The sequence below is a fragment of the Halomicrococcus pelagicus genome, from assembly GCF_051917725.1.
GTDB lineage: Archaea > Halobacteriota > Halobacteria > Halobacteriales > Haladaptataceae > Halomicrococcus.
Window position 1 is genome coordinate 622,107 of the sequence record NZ_JBQBLX010000001.1, and the last position, 24,175, is coordinate 646,281.

32 protein-coding genes are annotated in these 24,175 nt (G+C 66.2%); 18 read left to right on the forward strand and 14 right to left on the reverse strand.

The window, feature by feature from the left end:
- Nucleotides 1-2 precede the first annotated feature (2 nt).
- Together psmA and ACTF4R_RS03320 are read left to right on the forward strand one after the other, a co-directional pair.
- Nucleotides 3-746, forward strand: a complete 744-nt coding sequence (gene psmA / locus ACTF4R_RS03315) for an archaeal proteasome endopeptidase complex subunit alpha (protein ID WP_433624491.1) — start codon at nt 3-5, stop codon at nt 744-746.
- A 199-nt stretch (nt 747-945) separates the two neighbouring features.
- Nucleotides 946-1,671 carry a ribosome assembly factor SBDS gene (locus tag ACTF4R_RS03320; RefSeq protein WP_433624493.1) on the forward strand — a complete coding sequence of 242 codons (726 nt, stop codon included), beginning with the start codon at nt 946-948 and terminating at the stop codon, nt 1,669-1,671.
- Nucleotides 1,672-1,773: 102 nt separating this feature from the next.
- Here ACTF4R_RS03320 and ACTF4R_RS03325 read toward each other — a convergent pair whose 3' ends face one another.
- The 3 genes from ACTF4R_RS03325 to grxC form a co-directional block, all read right to left on the reverse strand.
- A complete protein-coding gene (locus ACTF4R_RS03325) occupies nt 1,774-2,013 on the reverse strand; it encodes a PRC-barrel domain containing protein (protein WP_440006219.1) in 240 nt (79 codons plus the stop codon).
- Nucleotides 2,014-2,144: 131 nt separating this feature from the next.
- On the reverse strand, nt 2,145-2,432 hold the full coding sequence (locus ACTF4R_RS03330; protein ID WP_433624497.1) for a DUF7545 family protein: 288 nt from the start codon (nt 2,430-2,432) through the stop codon (nt 2,145-2,147).
- Nucleotides 2,433-2,484: 52 nt separating this feature from the next.
- A complete protein-coding gene (gene grxC, locus ACTF4R_RS03335) occupies nt 2,485-3,819 on the reverse strand; it encodes a glutaredoxin 3 (protein WP_440006222.1) in 1,335 nt (444 codons plus the stop codon).
- A 156-nt stretch (nt 3,820-3,975) separates the two neighbouring features.
- Between grxC and ACTF4R_RS03340 the strand changes: the two genes are divergently transcribed.
- From ACTF4R_RS03340 to ACTF4R_RS03360, 5 genes are all read left to right on the forward strand, one after another.
- Nucleotides 3,976-4,260: a DUF357 domain-containing protein gene (locus ACTF4R_RS03340; protein WP_440006224.1), complete on the forward strand. Its 285-nt coding sequence runs from the start codon at nt 3,976-3,978 to the stop codon at nt 4,258-4,260.
- An 83-nt stretch (nt 4,261-4,343) separates the two neighbouring features.
- On the forward strand, nt 4,344-4,619 hold the full coding sequence (locus ACTF4R_RS03345) for a winged helix-turn-helix domain-containing protein (protein WP_440006226.1): 276 nt from the start codon (nt 4,344-4,346) through the stop codon (nt 4,617-4,619).
- A 55-nt stretch (nt 4,620-4,674) separates the two neighbouring features.
- Entirely contained in the window at nt 4,675-4,980 is a 306-nt protein-coding gene (locus tag ACTF4R_RS03350; RefSeq protein WP_113275780.1) for a DUF8036 family membrane protein, read from the forward strand.
- 177 nt (nt 4,981-5,157) lie between these two features.
- Nucleotides 5,158-5,352 (forward strand): cold-shock protein, encoded by a 195-nt coding sequence (locus ACTF4R_RS03355; RefSeq protein WP_113275781.1) that lies wholly within the window; start codon nt 5,158-5,160, stop codon nt 5,350-5,352.
- 107 nt (nt 5,353-5,459) lie between these two features.
- The gene (locus tag ACTF4R_RS03360) at nt 5,460-5,639 is read left to right on the forward strand and encodes a DUF7836 family putative zinc-binding protein (protein ID WP_433624507.1); all 180 of its coding nucleotides are present in this window, start codon (nt 5,460-5,462) and stop codon (nt 5,637-5,639) included.
- On the opposite strand, the gene ACTF4R_RS03365 is transcribed toward ACTF4R_RS03360, so the two are convergent.
- Nucleotides 5,640-6,047, reverse strand: coding sequence for a translation initiation factor IF-2 subunit beta (locus ACTF4R_RS03365; protein WP_433624509.1), 408 nt, complete (start codon nt 6,045-6,047; stop codon nt 5,640-5,642).
- A gap of 147 nt (nt 6,048-6,194) precedes the next feature.
- Between ACTF4R_RS03365 and ACTF4R_RS03370 the strand changes: the two genes are divergently transcribed.
- Together ACTF4R_RS03370 and ACTF4R_RS03375 are read left to right on the forward strand one after the other, a co-directional pair.
- Complete coding sequence (locus ACTF4R_RS03370) at nt 6,195-6,431, forward strand: UPF0058 family protein (RefSeq protein WP_113275784.1); 237 nt, start codon at nt 6,195-6,197, stop codon at nt 6,429-6,431.
- Nucleotides 6,432-6,705: 274 nt separating this feature from the next.
- The gene (locus ACTF4R_RS03375; protein ID WP_440006229.1) at nt 6,706-7,305 is read left to right on the forward strand and encodes an archaellin/type IV pilin N-terminal domain-containing protein; all 600 of its coding nucleotides are present in this window, start codon (nt 6,706-6,708) and stop codon (nt 7,303-7,305) included.
- Between the two features lie 7 nt (nt 7,306-7,312).
- Here the strand turns inward: ACTF4R_RS03375 and ACTF4R_RS03380 are convergent, their stop codons facing one another.
- The 4 genes from ACTF4R_RS03380 to ACTF4R_RS03395 form a co-directional block, all read right to left on the reverse strand.
- Complete coding sequence (locus ACTF4R_RS03380; RefSeq protein ID WP_440006231.1) at nt 7,313-8,128, reverse strand: nitrilase-related carbon-nitrogen hydrolase; 816 nt, start codon at nt 8,126-8,128, stop codon at nt 7,313-7,315.
- Nucleotides 8,125-8,550, reverse strand: a complete 426-nt coding sequence (locus ACTF4R_RS03385) for an SRPBCC family protein (RefSeq protein ID WP_440006233.1) — start codon at nt 8,548-8,550, stop codon at nt 8,125-8,127. Before ACTF4R_RS03385 ends, ACTF4R_RS03380 begins: the two co-directional genes overlap by 4 nt.
- Nucleotides 8,551-8,588: 38 nt before the next feature.
- The gene (locus ACTF4R_RS03390; RefSeq protein ID WP_433624517.1) at nt 8,589-8,813 is read right to left on the reverse strand and encodes a DUF7123 family protein; all 225 of its coding nucleotides are present in this window, start codon (nt 8,811-8,813) and stop codon (nt 8,589-8,591) included.
- A gap of 67 nt (nt 8,814-8,880) precedes the next feature.
- Nucleotides 8,881-9,069, reverse strand: coding sequence for a DUF7525 family protein (locus ACTF4R_RS03395; protein ID WP_113275789.1), 189 nt, complete (start codon nt 9,067-9,069; stop codon nt 8,881-8,883).
- A gap of 107 nt (nt 9,070-9,176) precedes the next feature.
- Here ACTF4R_RS03395 and ACTF4R_RS03400 point away from each other — a divergent pair, with 107 nt between their 5' ends.
- The 3 genes from ACTF4R_RS03400 to ACTF4R_RS03410 all read left to right on the forward strand — a co-directional run bounded on the left by ACTF4R_RS03400 (nt 9,177) and on the right by ACTF4R_RS03410 (nt 12,619).
- The gene (locus ACTF4R_RS03400) at nt 9,177-10,370 is read left to right on the forward strand and encodes an LEA/WHy family protein (protein WP_440006235.1); all 1,194 of its coding nucleotides are present in this window, start codon (nt 9,177-9,179) and stop codon (nt 10,368-10,370) included.
- Nucleotides 10,371-10,434: 64 nt separating this feature from the next.
- Nucleotides 10,435-11,499 carry an ATP-NAD kinase family protein gene (locus ACTF4R_RS03405; protein ID WP_440006237.1) on the forward strand — a complete coding sequence of 355 codons (1,065 nt, stop codon included), beginning with the start codon at nt 10,435-10,437 and terminating at the stop codon, nt 11,497-11,499.
- Between the two features lie 91 nt (nt 11,500-11,590).
- Nucleotides 11,591-12,619 (forward strand): PhoU domain-containing protein, encoded by a 1,029-nt coding sequence (locus ACTF4R_RS03410; protein ID WP_440006238.1) that lies wholly within the window; start codon nt 11,591-11,593, stop codon nt 12,617-12,619.
- A 194-nt stretch (nt 12,620-12,813) separates the two neighbouring features.
- On the opposite strand, the gene pan1 is transcribed toward ACTF4R_RS03410, so the two are convergent.
- The gene (gene pan1, locus ACTF4R_RS03415) at nt 12,814-14,028 is read right to left on the reverse strand and encodes a proteasome-activating nucleotidase Pan1 (RefSeq protein WP_440006240.1); all 1,215 of its coding nucleotides are present in this window, start codon (nt 14,026-14,028) and stop codon (nt 12,814-12,816) included.
- A 197-nt stretch (nt 14,029-14,225) separates the two neighbouring features.
- Between pan1 and ACTF4R_RS03420 the strand changes: the two genes are divergently transcribed.
- Nucleotides 14,226-14,504 (forward strand): MarR family transcriptional regulator, encoded by a 279-nt coding sequence (locus tag ACTF4R_RS03420; RefSeq protein WP_113275794.1) that lies wholly within the window; start codon nt 14,226-14,228, stop codon nt 14,502-14,504.
- A 141-nt stretch (nt 14,505-14,645) separates the two neighbouring features.
- Nucleotides 14,646-14,939: a DUF7966 family protein gene (locus ACTF4R_RS03425; RefSeq protein ID WP_440006242.1), complete on the forward strand. Its 294-nt coding sequence runs from the start codon at nt 14,646-14,648 to the stop codon at nt 14,937-14,939.
- Here ACTF4R_RS03425 and ACTF4R_RS03430 read toward each other — a convergent pair.
- Both ACTF4R_RS03430 and ACTF4R_RS03435 read right to left on the reverse strand, forming a co-directional pair.
- On the reverse strand, nt 14,917-15,999 hold the full coding sequence (locus ACTF4R_RS03430) for an SDR family oxidoreductase (RefSeq protein WP_440006243.1): 1,083 nt from the start codon (nt 15,997-15,999) through the stop codon (nt 14,917-14,919). The two genes, ACTF4R_RS03425 and ACTF4R_RS03430, sit on opposite strands and share 23 nt — an antisense overlap.
- Before the next feature lie 3 nt (nt 16,000-16,002).
- Nucleotides 16,003-17,595, reverse strand: coding sequence for a succinic semialdehyde dehydrogenase (locus tag ACTF4R_RS03435; RefSeq protein WP_440006244.1), 1,593 nt, complete (start codon nt 17,593-17,595; stop codon nt 16,003-16,005).
- A gap of 62 nt (nt 17,596-17,657) precedes the next feature.
- Here ACTF4R_RS03435 and mre11 point away from each other — a divergent pair, with 62 nt between their 5' ends.
- The 3 genes from mre11 (at nt 17,658) to ACTF4R_RS03450 (ending at nt 22,229) form a co-directional block, all read left to right on the forward strand.
- Nucleotides 17,658-19,055, forward strand: coding sequence for a DNA double-strand break repair protein Mre11 (gene mre11 / locus ACTF4R_RS03440; protein ID WP_440006245.1), 1,398 nt, complete (start codon nt 17,658-17,660; stop codon nt 19,053-19,055).
- Complete coding sequence (rad50, locus tag ACTF4R_RS03445) at nt 19,052-21,724, forward strand: DNA double-strand break repair ATPase Rad50 (protein ID WP_440006246.1); 2,673 nt, start codon at nt 19,052-19,054, stop codon at nt 21,722-21,724. The genes mre11 and rad50 overlap by 4 nt, the downstream gene beginning before the upstream one ends.
- A gap of 82 nt (nt 21,725-21,806) precedes the next feature.
- Nucleotides 21,807-22,229: a universal stress protein gene (locus ACTF4R_RS03450; RefSeq protein ID WP_113275800.1), complete on the forward strand. Its 423-nt coding sequence runs from the start codon at nt 21,807-21,809 to the stop codon at nt 22,227-22,229.
- A gap of 91 nt (nt 22,230-22,320) precedes the next feature.
- Here ACTF4R_RS03450 and ACTF4R_RS03455 read toward each other — a convergent pair whose 3' ends face one another.
- From ACTF4R_RS03455 to ACTF4R_RS03465, 3 genes are all read right to left on the reverse strand, one after another.
- A complete protein-coding gene (locus tag ACTF4R_RS03455) occupies nt 22,321-22,779 on the reverse strand; it encodes a DUF7346 family protein (protein WP_440006247.1) in 459 nt (152 codons plus the stop codon).
- A gap of 70 nt (nt 22,780-22,849) precedes the next feature.
- Nucleotides 22,850-23,212 carry a DUF7322 domain-containing protein gene (locus ACTF4R_RS03460; RefSeq protein ID WP_440006248.1) on the reverse strand — a complete coding sequence of 121 codons (363 nt, stop codon included), beginning with the start codon at nt 23,210-23,212 and terminating at the stop codon, nt 22,850-22,852.
- 47 nt (nt 23,213-23,259) lie between these two features.
- Nucleotides 23,260-23,445: a DUF7331 family protein gene (locus ACTF4R_RS03465; protein WP_113275803.1), complete on the reverse strand. Its 186-nt coding sequence runs from the start codon at nt 23,443-23,445 to the stop codon at nt 23,260-23,262.
- 300 nt (nt 23,446-23,745) lie between these two features.
- Between ACTF4R_RS03465 and ACTF4R_RS03470 the strand changes: the two genes are divergently transcribed.
- The gene (locus ACTF4R_RS03470) at nt 23,746-24,174 is read left to right on the forward strand and encodes a hypothetical protein (protein WP_440006249.1); all 429 of its coding nucleotides are present in this window, start codon (nt 23,746-23,748) and stop codon (nt 24,172-24,174) included.
- The last annotated feature ends 1 nt before the right edge of the window (nt 24,175 follow it).

Consider the following 24,175-nt stretch of genomic DNA (forward strand, 5'->3'; position numbering starts at 1 on the left):
CTATGCAGGGACAAGCCCAACAGCAAGCGTACGACCGAGGGATTACGATCTTCTCGCCGGACGGCCGACTCTACCAGGTCGAGTACGCCCGCGAGGCGGTCAAGCGAGGCACGCCGTGTATCGGCGTCCGAACGAACGACGGCGTCGTCCTCACGGTGGACAAGTACATCCGTTCACAGCTGATGGAACGCGAGAGCATCGAGAAGCTCCACAAGGTCGACGACCACATCGGCATCGCCAGCGCGGGGCACGTCGCCGACGCTCGTCAGCTCATCGACTTCGCGCGCCAGCAGGCCCAGGTCAACCGCCTGCGCTACGGTGAACCCGTCGGCGTCGAGACGCTGACCAAGCAGGTCACCGACCACATGCAGCAGTACACGCAGGTCGGTGGCGCACGACCGTTCGGTGCGGCGCTGCTCATCGGCGGCATCGACGACGGCGAACCCCGCCTCTACGAGACGGACCCGAGCGGCACGCCGAACGAGTGGAAGGCGAACGCCATCGGTGCCGACCGCAGCGACATCCAGGACTACCTCGAGGAGAACTACACCGACGACCTGGACCTCGACGGCGGCATCACGCTCTCGCTCGAAGCGCTCGCCCAGAGCAAGGACGAGGAACTCGACCCCGAGGGCTTCTCCGTCGCGACCATCGACGTCGAGACGGAGCGCTACGAGCGCATCGAGACGGACGAACTCGAAACGTACGTGCAGGAACTCGACTCGTTCGACGAAGACGAAGAGTAGGGCGTCCCTCTTTTCGCCTGCGTTTCCCTTCGCCGCCGAGCGTTCGGTCCGTTCCGGCCCGCCCACGTCGCGAATCGTTTCTCCGGGACCGACGTCGATTCGACGGCGGACGCCGGTCCGCCGGGGGTGGGGTACCGTCCGGGTTCGAACTCCCCTCTCGCGGGAAACACCTTTTACGCGGGCGGAACTATCGTCGGGTATGATTTCACTTGAGGAAGCCGTAACCGCTCGCCTCGAATCTCACGGCGAGCGATTCGAGGTGCTCGTCGACCCCGACGCAGCGCTCGCCATCAAGCGCGGCGAGTTCGAGGGAGAACTAGAGGACGTCATCGCCGCCGAGGACGTGTTCGAGAACGCCAGCCGCGGCGACCGCCCGGCCGAGTCTGACCTCGAGGAGGTGTTCGGTACCACCGAGCCGCTGGAGATAATCCCCCAGGTCATCGAGGAGGGGGAGATTCAGATAACGGCCGAGCAGCGCGAGGAGATGCAGGAGCAGAAACACAAACAGCTCGTCGACCGCATCACGCGCAACGCGGTCAACCCGCAGATGGACAACGCGCCGCATCCGCCCGAGCGCATCGAGACCGCGCTCGAGGAGGCCGGATTCACCGTCGACCCGATGGAACCCGTGAACCAGCAGGTCGACGACGCGCTCGAGGCGCTCCGGCCGGTCATCCCCATCCGGTTCGAGGAGGTGACGGTCGCGGTGCAGGTGCCTGCCGACTACGCCGGCAGCGCGCAGGCGCGCATCCGACAGTTCGGCGAACTCGAACGCGAGGAGTGGCAGAACGACGGCTCGTGGGTCGGCGTGCTCACGTTCCCCGCGGGGATGCAAAACGAGTTCTACGACCTGGTCAACGAACACACGAGCGGCGAGGCGGAGACCCGCATCATCAAGGACGAGGACGACCTGAAAACGCGCTGAGTTCTCCCGACCCTTCCCCGCCGGGACGAGCGGTTCGACGGAGACGGGCCGAGAGCGGTCAGCCGGGAACGCGACGGTGCTCGCATCCGAACTCGCGCGACGTTACACGCGTTCGATACGAATCTCGTCGTCGGTCACGCCGTCGATCTGCTCGTCCTGAATCGGATACGTGTCGTCGTCGATGTCGCCCCAGCCGAGCTTGGACTTCACCTTGTCGGTGATTCCGGGGTCCGGTTCGACGTACGCCTGTCCGTGGCGAACCTCGGAGACTATTCCAACTTCGTCGCCGTCGTCGTCGACGACGGTTTTACCCTCGTCGTCGTCAGTGAATTCTACGCTCATTGCAGCCTTATATAGGACGGGCTACCTCGTGTCGGAACAGGCTGCACATGCAGGACGTTTTTCAGTCGTCCGTCGACGGCGACCGCGCTGGCGCTACGGTGCCCGGAGAGAGAACGAGAACTGCGTCGGCGTCAGTGAGAGTGGCCGGTCGCCTGCTCGAACGTGATGCCGAGTCGCTGCTCGAACTGTTCGCGAGCCTGTTCTTCGATGGCCGCCACCTCGGGGTCCGGTTCGCCCTCCGCGTGGTGGACCGCGCCGTGGACCTGCTGGACGAAGGAGATGAGCGCCATGTCGCCGACGACCGTCGGGCCGCTCTCGTCTTCTTCCTGGAGCAGTTCGACCAGACCGGGCGGGAGTTCGAGGTCGTCGGTCTCGCCGTCCGGTCCTTCGATGGTGTAGGTGACAGTGTCGTCTGTCATGCACCCAGGTTCGACGTCCGGACGTAAGGGTCTGTGGTTACCGACGTGGCGTTCAGTCGTCGGAGGCCGTCACGCCCTCCTGGGCGGCGCTCGTCCCGCCGACGTCGGCGGTTTCGAGGTACTCGTCGGCGTCGATGGCCGCCTTACAGCCCATGCCGGCCGCGGTGACCGCCTGCTGGTAGTGGAAGTCGACGACGTCGCCCGCGCCGAAGATGCCCGGCGCGTCCGTCTCGGTCTGGCCGCCGCCCTTGCCGCCGTGCGTGATGATGTACCCCTCCGCGTCGAGTTCGACGTCGGTGTCCTCGAGGTAGCCCGTGTTCGGCGTGTGGCCGATGGCGAGGAACACCGCGCCCGCGTCGAAGTCGAACGTCTCGGTCTCCGGGTCGTCCGGCTTCTCGGAGGGGTAGCCCTCCGGATGCCGGACCATCGTCACGTGGTCGACGCCCTCCTCGGGCGTGCCGTGAATCTCGGTGACCTCGGTGTTCTTCATGATCTCTATCTCGTCCTCGTCGACCTTCTCCTGGACGCGCTCCTCCCAGTAGTCCTCCGCGCGGAACTCCTCGCGGCGGTGGACGAGATACACCTTCTCTGCGAACTTCGTGAGGAAGGTCGCCTCCTCGAAGGCGGCGTCGCCGCCCCCGACGACGACCATCTCCTCTCCGCGGAAGAACGCGCCGTCACAGGTCGCACAGGTCGAGACGCCGTAGCCCATCAGTTCGTCCTCTCCCGGGATAGAGAGGGTGCGTGCGCTCGCCCCGCTGGCCGCGATGAGCGCGTCGGTGGTGTACACGTCGCCGTTCGACAGTTCCACGCGGAACGGCCGCGAGTCGTCGTCGACGTCCTCGACGATTCCGTTCTTGACCTCCGCGCCGAACCGCTCGGCCTGCTCCTGCATGTTGTTGATGAGGTCCGGACCGCTGATGCCGTCCGGGAATCCCGGGTAGTTCTCCACGTCGGTCGTCAGCGTCAGCTGACCGCCGGGTTCGTCGCCCTGGAGCACGAGGGGGTCGTTGTTCGCTCGCGCGGCGTAGATGGCTGCGGTTAGCCCCGCGATGCCGCTCCCCGAGACTATCAGTCGCCGGTGTTCGGGACTGCTCTCCTCCTCACCGCCATCCGCCAGGGCGAGGTTCAGTTTCTCGTCCAGTTCGCCCGTCTCGTCCAGCGCCTTCGTGTCGTCGAACCCGCCGACGAGTTCGTCGTCGACGAACACCTCGGGAGCCGTCTTGCGACCGTTCGCGCGCTCGACCATCTCCTCGAACAGGTCGTCGTCGCCCGTCACGTTGTACGTCTCGTACTCGACGCCCTTCTCGTCGAAGAGGTCCTTCGCTTTCTCGCAGTACGGACAGTTGTCCTTGGTATATATCTCTACGTGCGGGTGTTCAGTCATGGTGCAATATCAGTGCGCGGGAGGTATTTACCTTGCGTTGTCCCGCCAGGTTTCCGGTACCGCGGACGAGGCCGCCGACCCCGCGTCGAAGGGGAATCCCCGCCCGATTCGGCGACTCTCGAAGCGTTTACCCCGCTGGTCGCCCTCCGTCCGCGCATGGCCGCAGACATCGAGGAGAAGACCGACCGCTACGAGCGTCTGCTGGCGGAGGCCGTCGACGCCGCCACGGTCGCTCCGCCCGCCGATACGCCGATGGGCGAGGCGGCGGCCGAGTGCCTGGAGATGGCCGAGTCGTATCTCGCCGACGGCCGCCACTTCCGCGAGGACGACGACCTGGTGAACGCGCTCGCCTCGTTCTCGTACGGGCACGCGTGGCTGGACGCGGGTGCACGCGTCGGTCTGTTCGACGTGCCGACCGACGGACATCTCTTCACCGTGTAGCCTGCCCCCGCAACCCCAGTCAGGGGGACGGGTATCGCCTGCAACGATGGTATTACGTCGAGCGAGTGTGTCGGTTAGTAGCAATGGAGGGCGTTCTGTGGTACGTGCTCACCGGCACCCGCGGCGGTGCCAATCGCGTACGATTGCTCCACGCGATAGACGAGCGACCGCGGAACGCCAATCAGCTGGCGGAAGAACTCGACCTGGACTACAAGACGGTGCGTCACCACCTCGACGTGCTCATGGACAACGACATCGTCGAGAACAGCGGCGACGACTACGGTGCCGTGTACCTACCGACCGACGAGGCGCGCCGTCACTGGGACACGGTCGAAGAGATAATCGAGAAGGTGGAGTGAGTATGGTCGAATCTGGGAAAGCATATAACCGACGGCGCTCGCAAGGAGAGGACGGATGGGTCTCTGGATAGACGTAGCGCGGGTCGCTACGGGGCTGAACGTGCTGTTGCTCGGCGGTCTGAGCTACGTCTGGATGCGAAACTACTGGCAGTTCCGCTCGAAGCACACCCTCGGGCTGTCGGTGTTCGCGCTCCTCCTGCTGGGGGAGAACGCGCTGGCGCTGTACTTCTACCTCGTCCATCGGATACTGTCGGCATGGTTCGCCACGGCGGTTCCGTCGATAGCGTGGAAGGCGATGATGACCCTTCACGTCCTGGAGTTCGCCGCCCTCGTGTTTCTCGCGTGGGTGACCTGGGACTGACCCACTCTCGGGTGGCGACGAGTGGGACGGCCCGGGACCGCGCCCGGTCTCTCGTGGCCGCGAGCCGACTCCCGGCCGCTACCGGCACCGATCGACCGTCTCGGGGTTTCTTTCTCCGTCATCGTCACGTCGCCAGCCGCAATTCTTATTTTCTCGTCAGTGGTCGGTTCACCTGCAATGGCGAAAGGTACGGTAACCTTCTTCAACGACACCGGCGGCTACGGGTTCATCGAGACTGACGATGCGGACGAGGACGTGTTCTTCCACATGGAGGACGTCGGCGGTCCCGACCTGGAGGAGGGGCAGGAAGTCGAGTTCGACATCGAGCAGGCCGACAAGGGCCCGCGCGCGACCAACCTCGAGCGAGTGTAGGCCGACGCCGAGGCCCGACGCTCCGGCGCGCGAGCGGTTCGAGAGCCGCCGCTCGGTTTCGCGGCGACACCAACAAGATTTTTCCGCCTCCCCTGCGACGTGCCACCATGGTAGAGACCTACGTCCGGCTGTTGTGTCCCGAATGCGGGAAGAACTGGGAGTCGAGCCCCGACGACCTACCGCTTCACGACGACCAGTTTCACTGTCCGGACTGCCACGCGACGAGACGGACGGCGGAGTTCACGCGGACGGAGCGCGACCTGGAGACGCTGAAGCAGTTGCAGTAATCAGGCGCTCGTCGACGACCGGGCGCCGCAGGCTTCACAGCGGAGCAACAACGCGCCCTGTTCTCGCTCCAGTTTCGTGTCGGGCAGACCGCACTCCGAGCAGAGCACGAAGCGCTCGGTGTACTCGTCGATGGCGTCGGCGATTCGACCCTCGTCGAACTCGCCGGTCAGCCGCGCCCGACCGCTCTCGTCGATGTGGGCGCTGGTGCCCAGTTCGTTCTGGAGGAACTTCAGGACGTGCTCGTCGTCCCTGTCCAGGCGGTCGAGGGTGTCCTGGAAGTTCTCGTAGACCGTGACGTTCCCCTCCTGGCGCACGTCGGGCGTCGGAACGTCGAACCGGTCCGTTCCTTCGTCGATGTCCGGCGTCCGTTCCAGTGCACGGTCGAGTTGTTCGTCGTAGTCTGCCATGGGCGGGACAACGGGCTTCCCGGTTAAAAACGTTTCAAACCTGCTGGAAACGGCCGCAATGAAGCCGTGAACGGCCAGTTCGGATAAGTCGTGTTAACGGGGCTCAAGATAATAATATAACCCTGCAACTGTTACTGCCGTCTTGTTATGAAGAAGCAGGAGCTCATCCATCTTCATGGACTGCTCGCGGAGGTCGGAAATCACTACGAGGAGAAGAACGACGAACAGATTACACTCGACGAGTACGACTCGCTCGGAGTACGACCAACATCCATCCACAAATCCAAAACAGACCACAAAGCCGCCGTCTTTGCGTTGTCCCACGCCATCACTTCTTCCATGGAAGCGACCGAACAGGAAAAGGTCGCACCCAAAGCCGACTGAGGTAGCTGCGACGGTCTCCGGACGTCTCGAAAACTTCCAGTGGTAACGCCGGTCTCGACTGTTCTCTCGACGACGCGGCTACGTCGACTCCAGCTCGTCCGAATCGCCCGCCTGCGCCGTTCCACACCGACGTAGCGAGCGACCGCCCGCTTTCGGTGCCACTACATCTCGGTTTTCATACCTGATAACCTACTGCTGGTTTTAATGCCCGGGCACGAGTGCTTCACACCACCGAGAGAGCGGACTCTCCCGAAAAAGCACTCTACACAGTAATATGACGGACAACGACAACGACGACCGGTCGACGGAACGGGGCCAGGTCGGTATCGGGACGCTCATCGTGTTCATCGCGATGGTGCTGGTCGCGGCAATCGCCGCGGGCGTGCTCATCAACACGGCGGGCTTCCTCCAGACCAAATCCGAACAGACCGGCGACGAGAGTACGGCACAGGTAACCAACCGCGTTCACGTCGTCAGCACGGTGGGGAACGTCACCTTCAACGAGACCGACGACCAGTACGAAGTCGACTACGTGAACCTCACCGTGATGAAAAGCTCGGGCTCGGGCGACGTCAACCTCTCGACCGCGACCATCGAGTGGCTCGGCCCGGACGACGGTCGCGTCCTCCAGAAGAGCGACGCCCCCGACGCCAGGAACTTCTCGGTCGAGACCATCCGGGACACCGGCGACACGGCACCGGTGCTCACCGAACAGGAGGACAGGTTCAGGGTCGTTCTCGACGCCGATGCCATCACCGGCGGACTGGCGGCACGCCAGGAGTTCACCGTCAAGGTGGTCACTTCCTCCGGCGCGGTGACGTACCACCACAGCATCCCGGAGACGCTGTCGGACGACACCGCGGTCTCGCTGTAACTCCTCTCTATCCTCGCCTGTCGTGCCAGGCCGGGAACTCCTCGCGCACCCGTTCGACCCGGTCGACGTCGATGTCGGTGACGACGAGGTCCGGTTCGTCGCCGGTGCTCGCGAGCGTCGTGCCCCACGGGTCGAACACCGTCGACCGACCGAGCAGCGTCGCGTCGTCGAACGACCCCGATCCGTTGACGGTGGCGACGAAGAACTGGTTCTCGATGGCGCGCGCCCGGGACAGCACCTGCCAGTGCTCGACGCGGGGGTACGGCCACGCGCTCGGGACGAAGACGAGCGTCGCGCCGGCCTCCGCTATCGACCGGTAGAGCTCCGGAAACCGGAGGTCGTAGCAGGTCGTCATCCCCACGGTCGCGCCGTCGAACTCCGCGAGACCGAGCGACTCGCCGGGGACGAGCAGTTCGGTCTCGGCGGACTCGTACCCGAACAGGTGGTGTTTGCGGTAGACCGCCTGCCGGCGGCCGTCGCGGTCGAAGAAGACGGTGGTGTTCGCCAGTCCCTCCTCGGCCGGCGGGTCGGCGTCGGGGTCGTCGGCGCTCGTCGCTTCGAGGTCCTCGACGATGCTTCCGGCGAGCACGCCGACGCCGTGTTCGGCGGCGAGGTCGCTCACCCGTGACAGCGTCGGCCCCGAGAGCGGTTCGGCGTTGCGCTGGTACGTCTCGAAGGCGAAGTAGCCGACGTTGAAAATTTCGGGCAGCGCGACGACGTCGGCTCCGCGGTCGGCCGCGGCCGCGATGGCGTCGGCAGCACGCTCGCGGTTCGCCGCCACCTGACCTCCCTCGACGTCGATCTGGGCGAGTGCGAGCCTCATGACGGAGGTTCGACCTCCCTCCGGAGCGCGGCTTCGAGGTTCGACAGCTCGTCGTTGAGATGACGTTTGAAGTACCGCTCGATGCCCGGGAGCCGGCCGTCGACGACGAAGCGGTTGACGAGTCGACAGCCGTCGTCGGTCGGTTCTATCTCGTGTTCGCCGACGACGTGCATCGCCGACGAACGCCCGACGAACTTCACGTAACGCGAGTCCTCGCGAGTGACGTCCTCCGTCTCGACGGGAATCGTCTGATTCACGAGCGGAATCGGCAGCTCGATGTGCCACGTGGCGCGGTCGCCCTCGACGTCGTAGTCGGCGACGACGCTGATCGCGTCGGCCCGACGTGCCGGGTCGGAGATGAAGTCCCAGACTTTCTCGGGGGGGACCGCGAGGTCGAACGTTCGCTCTACCCGGACAGTCATACAACTACCTTCGTCTAAGACGGTAAAAACCCGTCCACTTAGCTCGGTTCGACCTTCCAGGTGGTCGAACGAGCGCGGCCCCACTTCTCGATATCCATCTCGTCGGCTTTCTCGGCGAGTTTCGGAAGCCGCACGCCCACCTGTTTCGAGGAAAGGCCGAGATGCTCCGCGATGTTCTTGGCGCGGAAGTACCGTTCACCCTTGGCGACGCTATCGCTCAGGAACTCCAGGATGCGCCGTTCCTCGTCGGTGAAGTCAGTCATCCTCGACGGAAAATAGCACTTCACGCTATTAACCTCTGTCGCCCTGCGAGCAAGCTTCGATTTACCGTCAGTTCCAGTAGAGATGCGTCGCGCCGACGCCGAGCACGCCGGCGACCATCGCAGCGGCGAAGCCCCACGCGGCCGTCTCGGTGCCCGGACTGACGAACGTTACTGCGGCCGCGGCGACGGCGACGAGCGTGAACAGCACGACGAGGCCGAGACCCTTGTCCGACGCGACTGCCTGATTTCCTGCCATGCGTCACCGTTCCGGCACGCGGAACTTAGTTCATTCTACTCGCCGTCGACTGTCGACGAACGGAAATAGTCGAGAAAGTTTTTGGTCGGTCGGCAAACAGGCCCGGTATGGTACTGGAGAAACTCAAGGCAACGTTGTCGACCGGCAAGCGCGGGTTGGTACTCGCCGTGCTCCTGCTGGTCGCCGTGCTGGCCGCCGGATTCCTGGCCGGCGTTCTCGGCGCGCCGAAGGTTGCCGGCGTCGACAACGAGTTCGGCAACGTCAGCGCGGAGACGACCGAGATAGAGACGGCGCTCGTCGTGAACAACCCCAACCCCGTGGGCATCCGACTGGGGAAGACCTCGGTGAACTACACCGTGGCGATGAACGGCGTCGCACTCGCTCGCGGGAACGAGACGGGGCTGGGCCTGGAGAAGGGGAACACGACGCTGCGGTTCGGGACGGCGATGAACAACGAGAAGATTCCCGCCTGGTGGGTCACCCACATCCGCAACGACGAGGAGACGACGCTGAAGATCCACTCGACGGTCCGCTCTTCGCTGCTCGGGCGGTCGGTGGACGTCCCCTACCAGCAGCCGGTCGAGACCGACATCATCGGTCAGTTCAACTCCACCGAGACGCGGCCGGTGAACGCGAACGCCACGCTGGTCTCGGACCCGGTGCTGTACGTCAACGAGACGAGCGCGAACTGGGGGACGGTGACGGAGTCCGAGACGCCCATCCGGATGCAGATGCAGGTGTACAATCCGAAATCCGTCCCGTACACCGTCACCGAAATCGGGTACCGCGTGACGATGAACGACGTGCCCGTCGGAGAGGGGACGACGAAGCGACCGTACGCCATCCCGCCGGAGTCCGCGAAGACGGTGAAGATGAAGACGCGCATCCAGAACGAGGAACTCGACGAGTGGTGGGTGAGCCACCTCCGAAACGACCAGGTGACGGACCTGCAGATCACGTTCTACGCCCGCATCGAACTCCCGAGCGGGCAGACGATTCGCGTCCCGCTACGGAACCTCACCTACGAGAAGCGCATCGAGACGAACATCTTCGGGAACGACTCCGCGGAGGGCACGCTCGGCCCGTCTGCTGGAGCGAACGGAACGAGCACGGTAACGACGACGGACGGCGAGGAGACGACCGGGACCGACGGAACGCCGACGAAGAGCGAGGGGACGACGACCGGCGGTGACGGAGCGACGACCGCGGGCGACGAGACGACAGGAGCGTCGACGACGGACGGAGGAACGACGACCGACGACGGCCTCCTGGCGTTGGAGCCGACCGAAATCGCTTCCTGAGAGACCGCGTCGCTATTTTCCGCCGACCCGCACGCATTTAGCCCGGGCCATCCAAGCCCCGGTGATGCGAATCGGCGTCGTGGTCAATCCCATCGCCGGCATGGGCGGGCGAGTCGGACTGAAAGGGACCGACGACAGGGTCGAGGAGGCCCGCGAGCGCGGCGCGGAACGGCGCGCGCCTGACCGCGCCGTCGCAACGCTCGAAGCCCTCCGCGAGCGCGCCCGCGACGTCGAACTGCTGACGTACGGCGGCGAGATGGGCGCCGCCGAGGCGCGCGCCGCCGGGTTCGACCCCGTAGTGGTCGGCGAACCCGCGGACGAGGAGACGACCGCGGCGGACACCCGGGAGGCGGTCCGCCGCCTCCTCGCGGAGGACGTCGACCTCCTGCTCTTCGTCGGCGGCGACGGTACCGCCGTCGACGTGGCCGAGACGCTCGAAGACGGCGACGCGTCGGTCCCGATTCTCGGGGTCCCGGCCGGCGTGAAGATCTACTCGTCGGTGTTCGCGGTGACGCCGGAGACGGCCGGGCGCATCGCGGCGGGATTCGACCGGGTCGAGGAGCGCGAGGTCAACGACATCGACGAGGACGCCTACCGCGAGGGCGAGGTCCACGCCGAACTGAAGGCCATCGCTCGCGTGCCGGTCGCCGACGGACTCCAGTCGAGCAAGCAACTCGGCGGCGGCACCGTCGAGAGCCTCGCCGCCGGCGTCGCCGACGACGTGGAGGAGGGCGTCACGTACGTGTTCGGTCCGGGCAGCACGGTGGGCGCCATCGAGTCCGAACTCGGCTTCGAGGGGTCGCCGCTGGGCGTCGACGTCTGGCGCGACGGGACGGTGCTCGTCCGCGACGCGAGCGAAGCGGAGATTCTCGAACACCTCGGCGACCGCAACGTGGTCGTCGTCTCCCCCATCGGCGGCCAGGGGTTCGTCTTCGGCCGGGGCAACGACCAGGTGTCGCCGGCCGTGCTCCGTCAGTCGGAGGTGACGGTCGTCGCCTCGAAGGCGAAACTCGACGGCGTCGGCGTGCTCCGCGTGGACACGGGCGACGAGGCGGTCGACGAGTCACTGCGGGGCTGGCGTAAGGTCAGGGTGGGGCGGTTCGAGCGCCGGATGATGAAGGTCGTGTGACCCACCCGTCTGAAACCGAGCGAACACGATAGGTTCCTGCCATATAGTGACATAGGGAGAGGTTTAAGGTAGTAGCGAAGAATCAAAGGACATGGAAACGCGTAAGGTGCAGCGACTCGGTCCGTCGACGCTGGCGATGACTCTGCCGGCGGAGTGGGCCAGCGAACACGACGTCGAGAAGGGAGACGAGGTCTCGCTGCGGTTCAGCGAGAAGGGGTCGTTGACGGTGCTGCCGGAGTCGGCCCACGGCGAGGAGACCGAGGCGAAGATTCACACCGAGAACCTGGACGCCGCCGCCGTCGAGCGGGCCATCGTCGCACAGTACGTCCTCGGTCGGCGGGTCATCCACGTCGAGAGCGACGGGACGCTCGACAGCAGCCACATCAACGCCGTCTACAACGCCGAGACCCAGCTCATGGGCCTGGGCGTCATCGAGGAGACGCCGGACAGCATCGCCATCCGGTGTTCGGTCGACCCCGAGGACTTCGACCTGGACAACCTGCTCGAGCGCCTGGAGAACACGGGCAGCACGATGCGCGGCGAGGCGGTGAAGGCGCTCGCCCACGGTAACCCCGACCTCGCCCAGCGTGCGCTCAACCGCGAGCGCCAGGCGAACAAGATATTCGTCCTCCTGCTGCGACTCATCTTCACCGCCCACGAGAATCCGACGCTCGCTCGCGCGATCGGTCTCGACACCGGTTTCCCGCTCATCGGCTACCGGTCCATCGCCAAGAACCTCGAACTCACGGCCGACAACGCGGAGGACATCGCGGACATCGTCCTCGAAGCCGAGGGACACACGCTGGATATCGACAGTTCGACGATGCGTCGCATCCGGGAGTTCACCGACCAGGTCGACGACATCACCGCGCTGGCGGTGCAGGCCGCGGTCGAGCGCGACTACGATCTGACCCTGGAGGTGCGTCGGCAGTTCCACGAACTCGGCGACCGGGAGAGCGACATCCTCGGCGACCTGCCCGAGATGGAGAACGAGCGCCTGCTACGCGTGCGCGACGTGCTCGTCAGCCTCCAGCAGACCGCCCAGTACGCGATGCGGAACGCCGAGATCGCCGCGAACCTCGCGCTCAACGAGGAGAGCGCGCACACGACCATCAACTGAGAAGACCGCCGACGTCGGTCGTCGACGTCCCCGCTTCCGGCCGATCGCTTCAGGCCGACCGCTCTTCGACGAACTGACCGGCCGATCCGTCTTCCGGGACGACCGGCGAAGACTCTCGGGGAAACACGCACAGAGAATCGGACGAGGGGAACGAGCGTGGAGAACGTCGACCCCAGAACGGAGAGAACTCTAGATCAGGCGAACGTCTTCGACACTTCCTCGTCTTCGTCTTCGTTCTCGATCTTCTCCTTCGCGTCGAGGAAGTCCTGCATCCGGATTTCGGTCCGGTCGTCGCGGATGGCGAACATGCCGGCCTCGGTGCAGATGGCCTTGATGTCCGCGCCGCTCTTGTCCTCGGTCTCGTTGGCGAGCTGGGCGTAGTCCACGTCGTCGGCGACGTTCATGTCGCGGGTGTGGATGCGGTAGATCTGCTCGCGACCCTCCTCGTTGGGGTTCGGCACTTCGATGAGGCGGTCGAAGCGGCCGGGGCGGAGGATGGCGCGGTCGAGCATGTCGAAGCGGTTGGTGGCGGCGATGATGCGGATTTCGCCGCGGTCCTCGAAGCCGTCCATCTCGCTGAGTAGTTGCATCATCGTGCGCTGGACCTCCGCGTCGCCCGACGTCTTCGAGTCGGTCCGCTTGGAGGCGATGGCGTCGATCTCGTCGATGAAGATGACCGCGGGTTCGTGCTCGCGGGCGACCTGGAAGAGGTCGCGGACGAGTTTCGCCCCCTCGCCGATGAACTTGTGGACGAGTTCGGAGCCGGCCATCTTGATGAAGGTGGCGTCGGTCTGGTTGGCGACGGCCTTCGCCAGCATCGTCTTGCCCGTCCCGGGCGGCCCGTACAGCAGCACGCCGCTCGGCGGGTCGATGCCGACTTCGCCGAACATGTCGGGGTTCTCCAGGGGCATCTCGACCGTCTCGCGGACCTCCTGCATCTGGTCCTCGAGACCGCCGATGTCCTCGTAGGTGACCTCCGGGCTCCTGGTGACCTGCATCACGCGAGCGCGGACGTCAGTCTCGTCTTCGAGGGTCTTGACTATCGACAGCGAGTTGTTCACGGCGACGCGGTCGTCGGGCTCGATGTCGTCCCGCATCTCGTCGGTCACCTCGGTGACCGCCTCCTGGTTGTTGCCGTGCTGTTTGATGATTACGCCTTCGTCGGTGAGTTCCTGCACCGTCGCGACGAACAGCGGCGACTGCTTGAGCTTCTTGTTCTCGTGGGTCAGCCGTTCCAGTTTCTGCTGGTACTTGTTGTTCTCGGCGTTCGCGTCGAGGAGCTTGTCCCGCATCTCCTCGTTCTGGGATTCGAGGACCTCGAGGCGTTCCTGGAGGGCCTCGATTTTCTCCTGCTGGGACGCGCTCTCCTCGTCGTATGGGAGATCGACGTCATCCACAGTATCAGTCATCAACATCGGATAGGGGCCTGTGTCTTAAGAGGCTTCGGGTGAGAGCAGTCGTGCGTCTGACGGCCGTAGGGTGCCGTTGGCCGTACTCGCGCTTGCTGGCCCGCGAAATGGAGCCCTCCACCGCTCGGGTCGGGATTCCTACAGGTAATAAGATGGAAGGGGAAATATTATTACCCTGTATCCAAAATGCAGTTGTGATGAGTGCTACCGAACTCTCCCGAACGGAGGAGACGAGCCTGACCGACGACGACGTAGCGGAGACCATACGCGACCTGCCGCCGAGCGCGAAGCTCGTGGCGAAGGTGCTAGAGTACGACGGAACGCTCACCCAGAGCGAACTCGCCGAAGAGACGCTGCTGCCGCCCCGGACCGTGCGGTACGCGCTGAACCGACTCGAAGACGAGGAACTCGTCGATTCCCGGTTCTCTTTCGCCGACGCGCGCAAGCGCATCTACGCTCTCGACCTCGACGACTGAGGACAGATTGCGCGGACGCCGCTACCGCCGACGGCTCGCAGAGAGACGGCCCGACTTGGCGACGAAGTCCGTTTTTCGACCGAGAACTACCGGAACCGTCGACCCGAGGGTTTAAATCGTAGAGCGCGGCCAGGGTGGTCCGTGTCTCCGGAAACGGCAAAGCGCGCGCTGGCCCGGCTCGCCCGCGACCGACCTGGTCGAGCGCGCACCGTCATCGACGAAGCGGTCGACGCGACGGAGGACGTGACCGCGGCCGCCGACTTCGCCGACCGGGTCGGCGTCGAGCGACTCGCACGGGCGGTCGACGCCGCCGCCGAGAGCGACCCGCAGCTCGCGCGCCGCGGGGACCGAGCACTGACCGCCTTCCGCCGGTTCCGGGAGGCCGCCAAAACGTCGGGTCGCACGGACGAGTCTACACCATCGCGTCGGGAGTGATATCGGGATGGTCGCGCACGAACGCCACCATCTCGTCGACGTACGACGCGAAGGGCGGACACTCGACGTCGGTGCCGGCGAGCGCGTCCCGGGTCGCCTCGCCGTCGTACCGCGTCGGGTGGTCGAAGTAGTCTATCGTCGCGGGCTCGATGCCCGTCAGACGCCGCGCGCCAGGCACCACTTCCAGCGCTCCCTTGACGGCGCACTTCGGCAGCGGGACCCGAAACACGCGGCGGTCGGTCGCGTCGGCGAGCACGTCGACCATCTCCGCGACGGTCAGGGGGTCGGGGTCGCAGAGCTGGTACACGTCCCCGACCGCGTCCTCGCGGTCGCTCAGGTGTACGATGGCGTCGACGACGAAGTCCCGCGGGACGACGTTGAGCTCGCAGTCGCTCGCCCCGAGGACCGTGTTCACGGTGGCGACCGAGGGCTGACGGAGCAGCCACCGCAGCAGGTAGTACGGTCCGTCGTACTTCTGGGTCGCGCCGGTGTCGCTGTCGCCGACGACGATGGCCGGCCGGTAGACGGTCGCGGGCAACCCGTCGGCCATCCTGTCCTGCACCTCGACTTCGGCCAGGTACTTCGTCGTCTCGTAGAAGTTGTTGAACCGCTGTCCCTCAACGAGGTCGTCCCCGGTGAACCGACCGTCGTACCGTCCGCTCACGTAGCACGTACTGACGTACTGGAACCGGTCGAGGTCACAGCCCTCTGCGAAGTCGAGGACGTTTCGAGTTCCGTCGACGTTGACGGCCATCCCGACCTCCCGGTCGACGCCGAGGTCGTAGACGGCCGCGAGGTGGAAGACCTCGTCCGTCTCGTCCTGGCGTTCCTCGTACGCCGCGCCGAGGCCCAGGTCGGCCTTCGTGATGTCGCCCTCGACCAGTTCGACGCTCCCGGAGCATTCGTCGCCGGTCGATCGCGCGATGCGCGCAGCGCGCGCCTCGGCCCTGTCGCGGTACTTCGACTGGACGAGACAGGTCACGTCCTCGCCCCGCTTCACGAGTCGCTCGACCAGTTCGGAGCCGAGGAACCCCGGGAAGCCGGTGAAGAAGACCGCCATCGCTCACCGCACCTCCGCGAGCCGCTTCAGCACGCGCAACAGTCCGGTCGTCGTCCGCGCGTACAGTCTCGTGGCGACGTCGCGGGGTACCCCGGGGACGTCCGGGGGCGCGATGGGCGGTCCGCGCTGCTCGGCGACGGTCTGGGACTGCGTGTACTTCAGGATGCCCTCGCGGCCGTGCCGGCGACCCAGCCCCGAGTCGCCCATCCCGCCCATCGGTGCGTCGACGGAGGCCCAGGCCGCGGGGTAGGGGTCGTTGACGCCGACCGTGCCGCAGTCGATTCCGGCCGCGAGTTCGCGGCCGCGCTCGCCGTCGTCGGTCCAGACGCTTGCGTTCAGGCCGTACGCCGAGTCGTTCGCCCGCTCGACCGCCTCCTCGGCGTCCGCGACGCGATGGACGGCGACGATCGGACCGAACGTCTCCTCGCGCGCCAGATCCATCTCCGGCGTCACGTCGGTCAGGACGGTCGGCTCGAAGAAGTACGGACCGACGTCCGGCCGCGCCTCGCCACCCGTGACGACCGTCGCGCCCTTCTCGACCGCGTCGGCGAGGTGCGCCTCGACCTTCTCCAGCTGGTCGCTCGACGCGAGCGACCCCACTTCGACGCCGTAGTCCAGCGCGGCCTCCAGCCCGAGTTCCCGCGTCCGCTCCGCGAACCGCCGGAGGAACCGGTCGTAGAGCGGCTCCTCGACGTAGAGGCGTTCGAAGGAGATACAGAGCTGTCCCGCGTTCGTGAACGCCCCGTGGACGGCACCCTGGACCGCCCGGTCGAGGTCGGCGTCCGCGAGCACGACCATCGGGTTCTTGCCGCCGAGTTCCAGCGAGCAGTCGACGAGGTTCTCGCCGGCCCGACGCGCGACCGCCCGGCCCGTCTCGGTGCTTCCGGTGAACGCGACGTAGTCCACGCGATCTATCAGGGCCGGCCCGACCTCGCTTCCGCGACCCGTCACGACCGAGAAGACGTCCTCCGGCAGGCCGGCCGCTTCCAGCAGTTGTGCGACGCGGAGCGCCGTGAACGGCGTCTCCTCGGCCGGTTTCAGGACCACCGCGTTGCCGGCGACGAGCGCCGGAAGGGCGTCCGAGACGGCCAGCGTGAGGGGGTAGTTCCAGGGCGATATCATCCCGACCACGCCGCGAGGGTGGCGGTGCTCTTCCGTCCTCGTGAGCAGCGGAATCGCGCCGTGGCGTCGGCGGGTGGTGAGGAACTCGTCGGCGCGACTGCCGTAGTAGCGGGCGTTCGTGGCGACGTCCAGTATCTCCTCGAACGCGTCCCGCCGGACCTTCCCGCTCTCGATGACGACGAGGTCGAGGAGTTCCTCCCGGCGGTCGAGCACGAGGTCGTGGAACCGCGAGAGGACGTCCGTTCGCCGTTCGAGCGGCCGCGAGGCCCACTCCGCCTGGGCGGCGCGAGCGCGCTCGACGGCCGCGGTGACGTCGGCTTCGGTGGCCGCCGGCACCGTACCGATCTCCTCGCCCGTGAACGGCGCTTCGACGGCGATGGCGTCGCGGGCGTCGACGGCGTCGTCGGCCAGCGAGACCTCGCCGGTGAGTCCTCCCAGGGTTTCCGGTCGTACGCGGTCGGTCCAGAGCGTCATACGTTCGGACGACGGTATCGGCACGGAAATGATTTAAGAGCAGAGCGCCAACTCACGAATCAATGACACGGGTGATTCACACGGGCGACACCCACGTCGGGTACCGACAGTACCACTCGCCCGAGAGACGCGACGACTTCCTCGCCGCCTTCGAACGGGTCGTCGACGACGCCGTCGAGGAGGGAGTCGACGCCGTCGTCCACGCGGGCGACCTCTTTCACGACCGCCGTCCCGACCTCGTCGACCTCCACGGAACCATCTCCGTCCTGCGGAAACTCGACCGCGCCGACGTTCCGTTCCTCGCCGTCGTCGGCAACCACGAGAGCACGCGGGGAGAGCAGTGGCTCGACCTGCTCGAGACGCTGGGGCTGGCGACACGTCTCGGCGACGAACCCGAGGTCGTCGGTGAGACGGCGTTCTACGGCCTCGACCACGTGCCGCTGTCGAAGCGCGACGACCTCGACTACGAGTTCGCGGACCACGACGCCGAACGGGCCGCCCTCGTCTCCCACGGGCTGTTCCAGCCGTTCGAGTTCGGCAACTGGGACGCCGAGGAGGTGCTCACGGAGACGTCCGTCGAGTTCGACGCGATGCTGCTCGGCGACAACCACGACCCGGGCAAGAAACGCGTCGCCGACGCCTGGGTCACCTACTGCGGGTCGACCGAGCGCGCGAGCGCCGACGAGCGCGAGGACCGCGGCTACAACATCGTCGAGTTCGACGACGAGGTGTCGATACGCCGTCGGGGCATCCCGACCCGAGACTTCGCGTTCGTCACCGTCGACCTCGGGGAGAACGAGGGCGTCGACCGCGTGCGCGAGACGATTCGCGAGCACGCGCTGGAGGACGCGGTCGCCCTGATCTCCATCGAAGGCGAGGGCGAGGACGTGACGCCGGCCCGCGTCGAGGAGTTTGCGCTCGAGCAGGGCGCGCTCGTCGCCCGGGTGAACGACCGACGGGAGGTGGCCGCCGACGAGGACGCCACCGACGTCTCCTTCGCCGACCCGGACGAGGCGGTCCGCGAGCGGGTCCGCGAGATGGGCCTGAGCGACGCCGCCCGCGAACTCGACGAGACGGTGCGGGCGAGCAAACTCGCCGACTCGAACGTCCGTGACGCCGTCGAGAATCGGGTCGCCGATCTCGTCGACGACGAAATCGACGCGTTCGAACCGGCACCCGACGACGGAGCCGAGGCCGGGGAGCCGGACGAAACGTCCGCCGGCGAGTCCCCCGACGGTGCCGACGAGGCGGCCGGCGTCGACGCCGACGACGCGGCGAGCGAACCGCCGGAACCTGGCGACGCGTCCGGCGAGCGGCCGGACGAACGGGACGGTGACGGAACTGCCGGAGAACCGGAGACCGGGACGCCGCCGGAGACGACGGTCACCGCCGACCCGGCCGGCGAGACTGACGACGCAGACGACGCCGACGACCAGGTGTCGATGGAGGACTTCCTGTGAAATTCGACCGCATCCGCCTCTCGAACTTCAAGTGCTACGGCGACACCGACCTCACGCTCGACAGCGGCGTGACGGTCATCCACGGGCTGAACGGCAGCGGGAAGTCGTCGCTGCTGGAAGCCTGCTTTTTCGCGCTGTACGGCTCGACGGCCCTCGACCGCACGCTGGACGACGTGGTGACCATCGGCGAGGAGGACGCGGAAGTCGAACTCTGGTTCACTCATCGTGGTGGTGAGTACCACGTCCACCGGCGGATTCGCGCGACGGGCGAGCGCGCCCGGACCGCGAAGTGCGTCCTCGAAACGCCCGAGGGGAGCGTCGACGGCGCGGAGGACGTACGAAACCACGTCGTGGGCCTGTTCCGGATGGACGCCGAGGCGTTCGTCAACTGCGCGTACGTCCGGCAGGGAGAGGTGAACAAGCTCATCAACGCGACGCCGAGCCAGCGCCAGGACATGATAGACGACCTCCTGCAGCTCGGCAAACTGGAGGAGTACCGCGAACGCGCCAGCGACGCCCGCCTCGGAGTGAAGAGCGTCCTCGACGACCGGCGGGGGAGTCTGACCGAACTCCAGTCCCAGGTCGAAGGAAAGGAGGAGAAGAACCTGCACGGTCTGTTGAACGATCTCGAATCGAAGCTCGCGGAGGTCGAAAGCGAGATAGAGCGATTCGAGGGCAACCGCGAGGAGGCTCGCACGACGCTCGAGGAAGCGCGGGCCGTGCTGGAGAGCTACGAGGAGAAGCGCGAGGAACTGGACGACGTAGAGGAGGATATCGAGACGCTGCAGTCGGAGATAACGGAGACGGAACGCGAGCGCGACGACCTCCGCGAGCGCATCGGTGACCTCCGTGAGCGCGTCGATGCGCTCGAGTCGGACGTCGACGACCTGCTCGCGGAGACCGACGTGGACGTCGCCGACGAGGACGCAATCGAGGCGCGACTGGCGGAACTCGACGCGGCCGACGACGAGGTCGCGGACGACCTCGGCGACGCGAGGACGCAGGCGCAGATGTTCGGCAATCAGGCTGACAACCTCGGCGAGCGGGCCGACGAACTCGAAGAGCGGGCCGCCGAGAAGCGCCAGCGGGCCGACGAACTCGAATCGGAGGCCGAGGACGCCGACCTCGCCGACTACCGCGAGAAACTGGAGACGCTCGGCGACCGCATCGACGCCGAGCGGGCGACCTTCGAAGACGCGTCGGTGGAGTTCGGCGAGGCCGAGACGTACCTGGAGGACTGCCGGGAGAAACGGGACGCGCTCGTCGAGCGCGAGCAGGAACTGACCGCCGAACGAAAGAGCCTCCGCGACGGCATCGAGGAGGCCGAACGGTTGCTCGACGCCGGGAAATGTCCGGAGTGCGGTCAGCCCGTCGACGGTTCGCCGCACGTCGACGGACTGGACGAGGACCGCGACCGACTCGCGGAACTCGACGACGAACTGGAGGCGGTCAGGGAGGACCGCGAGCGCGTCGAGAGCGACGTCGAGAGCGCCGAACGACTCCGGGAGGCCGAACGGACGGTCGCCAACCTGCGAGACAACCGCGAGAGCGTCGAACAGTTGGTCGACGACAAGGAGACGACGGTCACCGAGAAGCGGGAGGAAGCCGAGAGCCTCCGCGAGGAGGCCGACGACCTCGACTCCGAGGCCGAAGACAAACGCGAGGACGCCGAACAACTTCGGGAGAAGGCCGCCGAGCGCGAGGAACGAGTCGAGGAACTCGAAGCAGAACGCGAGGCCATCTCGGCGAAGCAGGAGCGCCTGGAGGAGATTCGGTCGGTCCGCGAGAAGCGGGACGAACTCGAAGACGAGATAGAGCGCCGCAGGGACGAGCGCACCCACCTCGCGGAGGTCAACGACGAGCGCCGGAACCGTCTCGCCGAGAAGCGCGACCGCCGCGACGACCTCCGGGAGGCGTACGACGAGGAGAGGATCGAGGCAGCCCGCGACGACGAGGAGCGTGCGGAAGGCTACCTGGAGAAGGTCGAGGACAAACTGGACGACCTCCGCGAGGACCGGGACGACCTCCAGGGTCGCATCGGCGGCGTGAAGAGCGAAATCGAGGCGCTGGAGGAGTTGCGCGACCGCCGCGACGACCTCCGCGAGCGCGTCGAAGCGCTCGAATCGCTGCGCGACGAGGCCGCCGACCTCGAGGCGATGTACGGCGACCTCCGGGCGGAGCTACGCCAGCGGAACGTCGAGAGCCTCGAACGGATGCTGAACGAGGTGTTCGACCTCGTCTACCAGAACGATTCGTACTCGCGGATCGCGCTCGACGGCGAGTACCAGCTCACCGTCTACCAGAAGGACGGCGAGCCGCTCGACCCCGGACAGCTCTCCGGCGGCGAACGAGCGCTGTTCAACCTCAGCCTGCGCTGTGCCATCTATCGACTGCTCTCGGAGGGCATCGAGGGAACCGCACCGATGCCGCCGCTCATCCTCGACGAGCCGACGGTGTTCCTCGATTCGGGCCACGTCTCGCAACTCGTCGAACTCGTGGAGTCGATGCGGGAACTCGGCGTCGAACAGATAATCGTCGTCAGTCACGACGAGGAACTGGTCGGCGCGGCCGACGACCTCGTGCGCGTCGAGAAGGACGCGACGACGAACCGGTCGCACGTCGAACGCGGTGCGACCGTGTTCGAGGCGAGCGCCGGCGCGGACGACTGAGGACGGAGGGACGACCCCTTCGTTCGACCGCAGCGGGCGAGTCAGGACAGGGTATTAGTCGTTTCCGGCACTTGTTCGCGCCGTGTACGACGTGATTCTCATTCCGACGGACGGGAGCGAGGCGGCGATGGACGCGGCGAAGCACGCGTTCAGCCTCGCCGAGCGGTACGAGGCGACCGTTCACGTGCTGTCGGTCGTCGAACAGAGCGAGAGCGCCTCCATCGTGGGCCGGGGCGACGAGAAGCTAGAGACGCTCCGCGAGGAGGGCACCGACTCGACCAAGCACATCGTCGAAGAGGCCCTCTCCCGGGATGTCGACGCGGTCGGAGCCGTGGAGGTCGGGAACCCCGACCGTACGATCCTCGACTATGCGGACGAGCACGACGTCGATATCATCGTGATGAGCACGCACGGACGGTCCGGCGTCGGACGATTCCTCATGGGGAGCGTCACCGAAGGGGTCCTCCGCGACGGCAAAACGCCCGTTCTCGCGGTACAGCGCTGATTATCGTCTCGGCCGTGGGCAGCGGGCCCATCGAAGAGCGCAACATCGCTCGCGTCCGCATCTGCATCCCGCAAGCTGCGGCCCGCGCCGCTCAGGGAGCGTCGTCTTGCCCTCCGGACGCGTCGCGCGAACGGGTCAGCGAAGCGAGCGCGTCCGCGGCCGCGTCGGTGGTCGCGTACCCGCGTTCGCCGGCGACGCGACGCTCTTCGAGCAGGCCGGCCGCGCGAAACTCGGCGAGCAGTCCGTGCAGGTCGCTCTCGCACAGGTCGGTCGCGTCGAGCAGTTCGCGGACGGGAAGCGGACCGCGGTCGTCCAGCGCGACCAGCAGGCCGAGCGCGCGCTCGTTCGGCACGGCGGTCAGCACCTGGCGGACGGCGGACGGCACTGCGAGCGCTGCCGTCTCCAGCACGGCGTCGTCGTCGGCGAGTTCGAGACGGTCGTTGTCGAGGTACGTCTCCTCGCCGGAGCGGGGGTCGCGGACGAGGCTGGACTCGTCGGACCGCTTGAGGAGCAGATAGACGTCGCCGGACTCGTCCCGGACTGTTCGCATGCGTCGGCGTAGCCCGCGCTCGCGGTTAGTCCTTGCGACGGGGTCCACGGCCGCGAATCTCGGGGTCGTATCAGTCCTCGTCAGACTCGTCCTCGTCGGACTCCTCCGCGTCGGCCTGGAAGGCCCGGTACCGGTGGTAGCCGCGGGCGAACGCGAACAGTCCGACGAGGACGAGCCCCCCACCGAGCTTCAAGCGCCCCTCGAAACCGACGAACATCAGTCCGAGACTGACCGCGAACAGCGCGACGTTGAAGAGGATGACCTGCGCCCAGAACTCGTTGCGTAGGTCGCGTGGCGCGTCCACCTCGCTGTAGTCGCGCACCTGGGGGGCGCTGGGAACGAGGTCCTCGGAGGGGTCGTCTATCTGACCCGGCATGTCGGTCGTCCCCTGTTCGCCGAGGTCGGACGACCGCTCGTCGTCTCTGTCGAGCACGGATTCGACACGTCTACGGGCGGCAGGAAAAACGTTCGGAGTCGCGCTCAGACGTGGTCTTCGAGCGTCACTGTGGCCGATGCCTTGAGCCATCCGAGCGGATTTCGGGCGTCGTAGAATACGACGCCGTCGTCCGTCTCGTACGTCTCGATAGAGTCCGTCGGCTCGGCGGGTGCCGGGAGTTCGCTTTCGGCACGGTCCAACCTTCCGTCTTCGGTGGCGTTGTCGGACATCGGCTTGACCTCTCGCTGTGCTAAGCGTTAACACATTAAATTCCTTTCGTTCCCGGCACTGTTTCGGAGACGGGACGGGCGTCACGGGCAGCGGTCCCCGAAATCGAGGGGACCGGAAGCCGGGGTCGACCGTCGTCCTACCGTACCTGACGACCGACTCACGTTCCGAACGGCCGTTTCAGTTCGAACGACGGCCGAAAGCCGAGCGGGCGAGACGATTTCGGCTCCGTACGTATCGACGGCTAACCGAGCCCTATTATTATGATAGTCGGCGACGTCGTTCGTCGGGGAGGGGGAGAGATGAACGAACTGGACCTTGCCAGCCACGAGTGGTGGGAACGCTACAAAGAAACCGTGAACGACGACCCCGAGATGCAGGTTCGGGGCCACGACAAGTTCGACGACAACTTCTACGTCGAGATCGGAGACGAACGCTTTCTCGTCGAGATGGACGGCGGTAAAGTGCAGGAGGTGGTCCCGAATCCGACGCTGAACGACCGCTGGTCGTTCGGCGTGGAGGGCGACCGAGAGGCGTGGGAGGAGTTCGTTCGGGAGACGCCGCCGGCGTTCAACCACGAGATAATCGCCTCTCACTATCGCACCGCGGTCAGGAACGAGGACGGGCACCTCGCGATGACCGGGAACAACAAGAAGATCTTCCAGAATCTGCGACCGTTCCAGCGCGCTCTCGACCTGATGCGCGTCGCGCACAACGACGGAGGGAGCTAAC

Excerpts from the sequence above, each read along its gene's own strand:
- psmA (WP_433624491.1), top strand. The coding sequence starts at position 3 with ATGCAGGGACAAGCCCAACAGCAAGCGTACGACCGAGGGATTACGATC.
- ACTF4R_RS03320 (WP_433624493.1), top strand. The coding sequence starts at position 946 with ATGATTTCACTTGAGGAAGCCGTAACCGCTCGCCTCGAATCTCACGGC.
- ACTF4R_RS03325 (WP_440006219.1), bottom strand. The coding sequence starts at position 2,013 with ATGAGCGTAGAATTCACTGACGACGACGAGGGTAAAACCGTCGTCGAC.
- ACTF4R_RS03330 (WP_433624497.1), bottom strand. The coding sequence starts at position 2,432 with ATGACAGACGACACTGTCACCTACACCATCGAAGGACCGGACGGCGAG.
- grxC (WP_440006222.1), bottom strand. The coding sequence starts at position 3,819 with ATGACTGAACACCCGCACGTAGAGATATATACCAAGGACAACTGTCCG.
- ACTF4R_RS03340 (WP_440006224.1), top strand. The coding sequence starts at position 3,976 with ATGGCCGCAGACATCGAGGAGAAGACCGACCGCTACGAGCGTCTGCTG.
- ACTF4R_RS03345 (WP_440006226.1), top strand. The coding sequence starts at position 4,344 with ATGGAGGGCGTTCTGTGGTACGTGCTCACCGGCACCCGCGGCGGTGCC.
- ACTF4R_RS03350 (WP_113275780.1), top strand. The coding sequence starts at position 4,675 with ATGGGTCTCTGGATAGACGTAGCGCGGGTCGCTACGGGGCTGAACGTG.
- ACTF4R_RS03355 (WP_113275781.1), top strand. The coding sequence starts at position 5,158 with ATGGCGAAAGGTACGGTAACCTTCTTCAACGACACCGGCGGCTACGGG.
- ACTF4R_RS03360 (WP_433624507.1), top strand. The coding sequence starts at position 5,460 with ATGGTAGAGACCTACGTCCGGCTGTTGTGTCCCGAATGCGGGAAGAAC.
- ACTF4R_RS03365 (WP_433624509.1), bottom strand. The coding sequence starts at position 6,047 with ATGGCAGACTACGACGAACAACTCGACCGTGCACTGGAACGGACGCCG.
- ACTF4R_RS03370 (WP_113275784.1), top strand. The coding sequence starts at position 6,195 with ATGAAGAAGCAGGAGCTCATCCATCTTCATGGACTGCTCGCGGAGGTC.
- ACTF4R_RS03375 (WP_440006229.1), top strand. The coding sequence starts at position 6,706 with ATGACGGACAACGACAACGACGACCGGTCGACGGAACGGGGCCAGGTC.
- ACTF4R_RS03380 (WP_440006231.1), bottom strand. The coding sequence starts at position 8,128 with ATGAGGCTCGCACTCGCCCAGATCGACGTCGAGGGAGGTCAGGTGGCG.
- ACTF4R_RS03385 (WP_440006233.1), bottom strand. The coding sequence starts at position 8,550 with ATGACTGTCCGGGTAGAGCGAACGTTCGACCTCGCGGTCCCCCCCGAG.
- ACTF4R_RS03390 (WP_433624517.1), bottom strand. The coding sequence starts at position 8,813 with ATGACTGACTTCACCGACGAGGAACGGCGCATCCTGGAGTTCCTGAGC.
- ACTF4R_RS03395 (WP_113275789.1), bottom strand. The coding sequence starts at position 9,069 with ATGGCAGGAAATCAGGCAGTCGCGTCGGACAAGGGTCTCGGCCTCGTC.
- ACTF4R_RS03400 (WP_440006235.1), top strand. The coding sequence starts at position 9,177 with ATGGTACTGGAGAAACTCAAGGCAACGTTGTCGACCGGCAAGCGCGGG.
- ACTF4R_RS03405 (WP_440006237.1), top strand. The coding sequence starts at position 10,435 with ATGCGAATCGGCGTCGTGGTCAATCCCATCGCCGGCATGGGCGGGCGA.
- ACTF4R_RS03410 (WP_440006238.1), top strand. The coding sequence starts at position 11,591 with ATGGAAACGCGTAAGGTGCAGCGACTCGGTCCGTCGACGCTGGCGATG.
- pan1 (WP_440006240.1), bottom strand. The coding sequence starts at position 14,028 with ATGACTGATACTGTGGATGACGTCGATCTCCCATACGACGAGGAGAGC.
- ACTF4R_RS03420 (WP_113275794.1), top strand. The coding sequence starts at position 14,226 with ATGAGTGCTACCGAACTCTCCCGAACGGAGGAGACGAGCCTGACCGAC.
- ACTF4R_RS03430 (WP_440006243.1), bottom strand. The coding sequence starts at position 15,999 with ATGGCGGTCTTCTTCACCGGCTTCCCGGGGTTCCTCGGCTCCGAACTG.
- ACTF4R_RS03435 (WP_440006244.1), bottom strand. The coding sequence starts at position 17,595 with ATGACGCTCTGGACCGACCGCGTACGACCGGAAACCCTGGGAGGACTC.
- mre11 (WP_440006245.1), top strand. The coding sequence starts at position 17,658 with ATGACACGGGTGATTCACACGGGCGACACCCACGTCGGGTACCGACAG.
- ACTF4R_RS03455 (WP_440006247.1), bottom strand. The coding sequence starts at position 22,779 with ATGCGAACAGTCCGGGACGAGTCCGGCGACGTCTATCTGCTCCTCAAG.
- ACTF4R_RS03465 (WP_113275803.1), bottom strand. The coding sequence starts at position 23,445 with ATGTCCGACAACGCCACCGAAGACGGAAGGTTGGACCGTGCCGAAAGC.
- ACTF4R_RS03470 (WP_440006249.1), top strand. The coding sequence starts at position 23,746 with ATGAACGAACTGGACCTTGCCAGCCACGAGTGGTGGGAACGCTACAAA.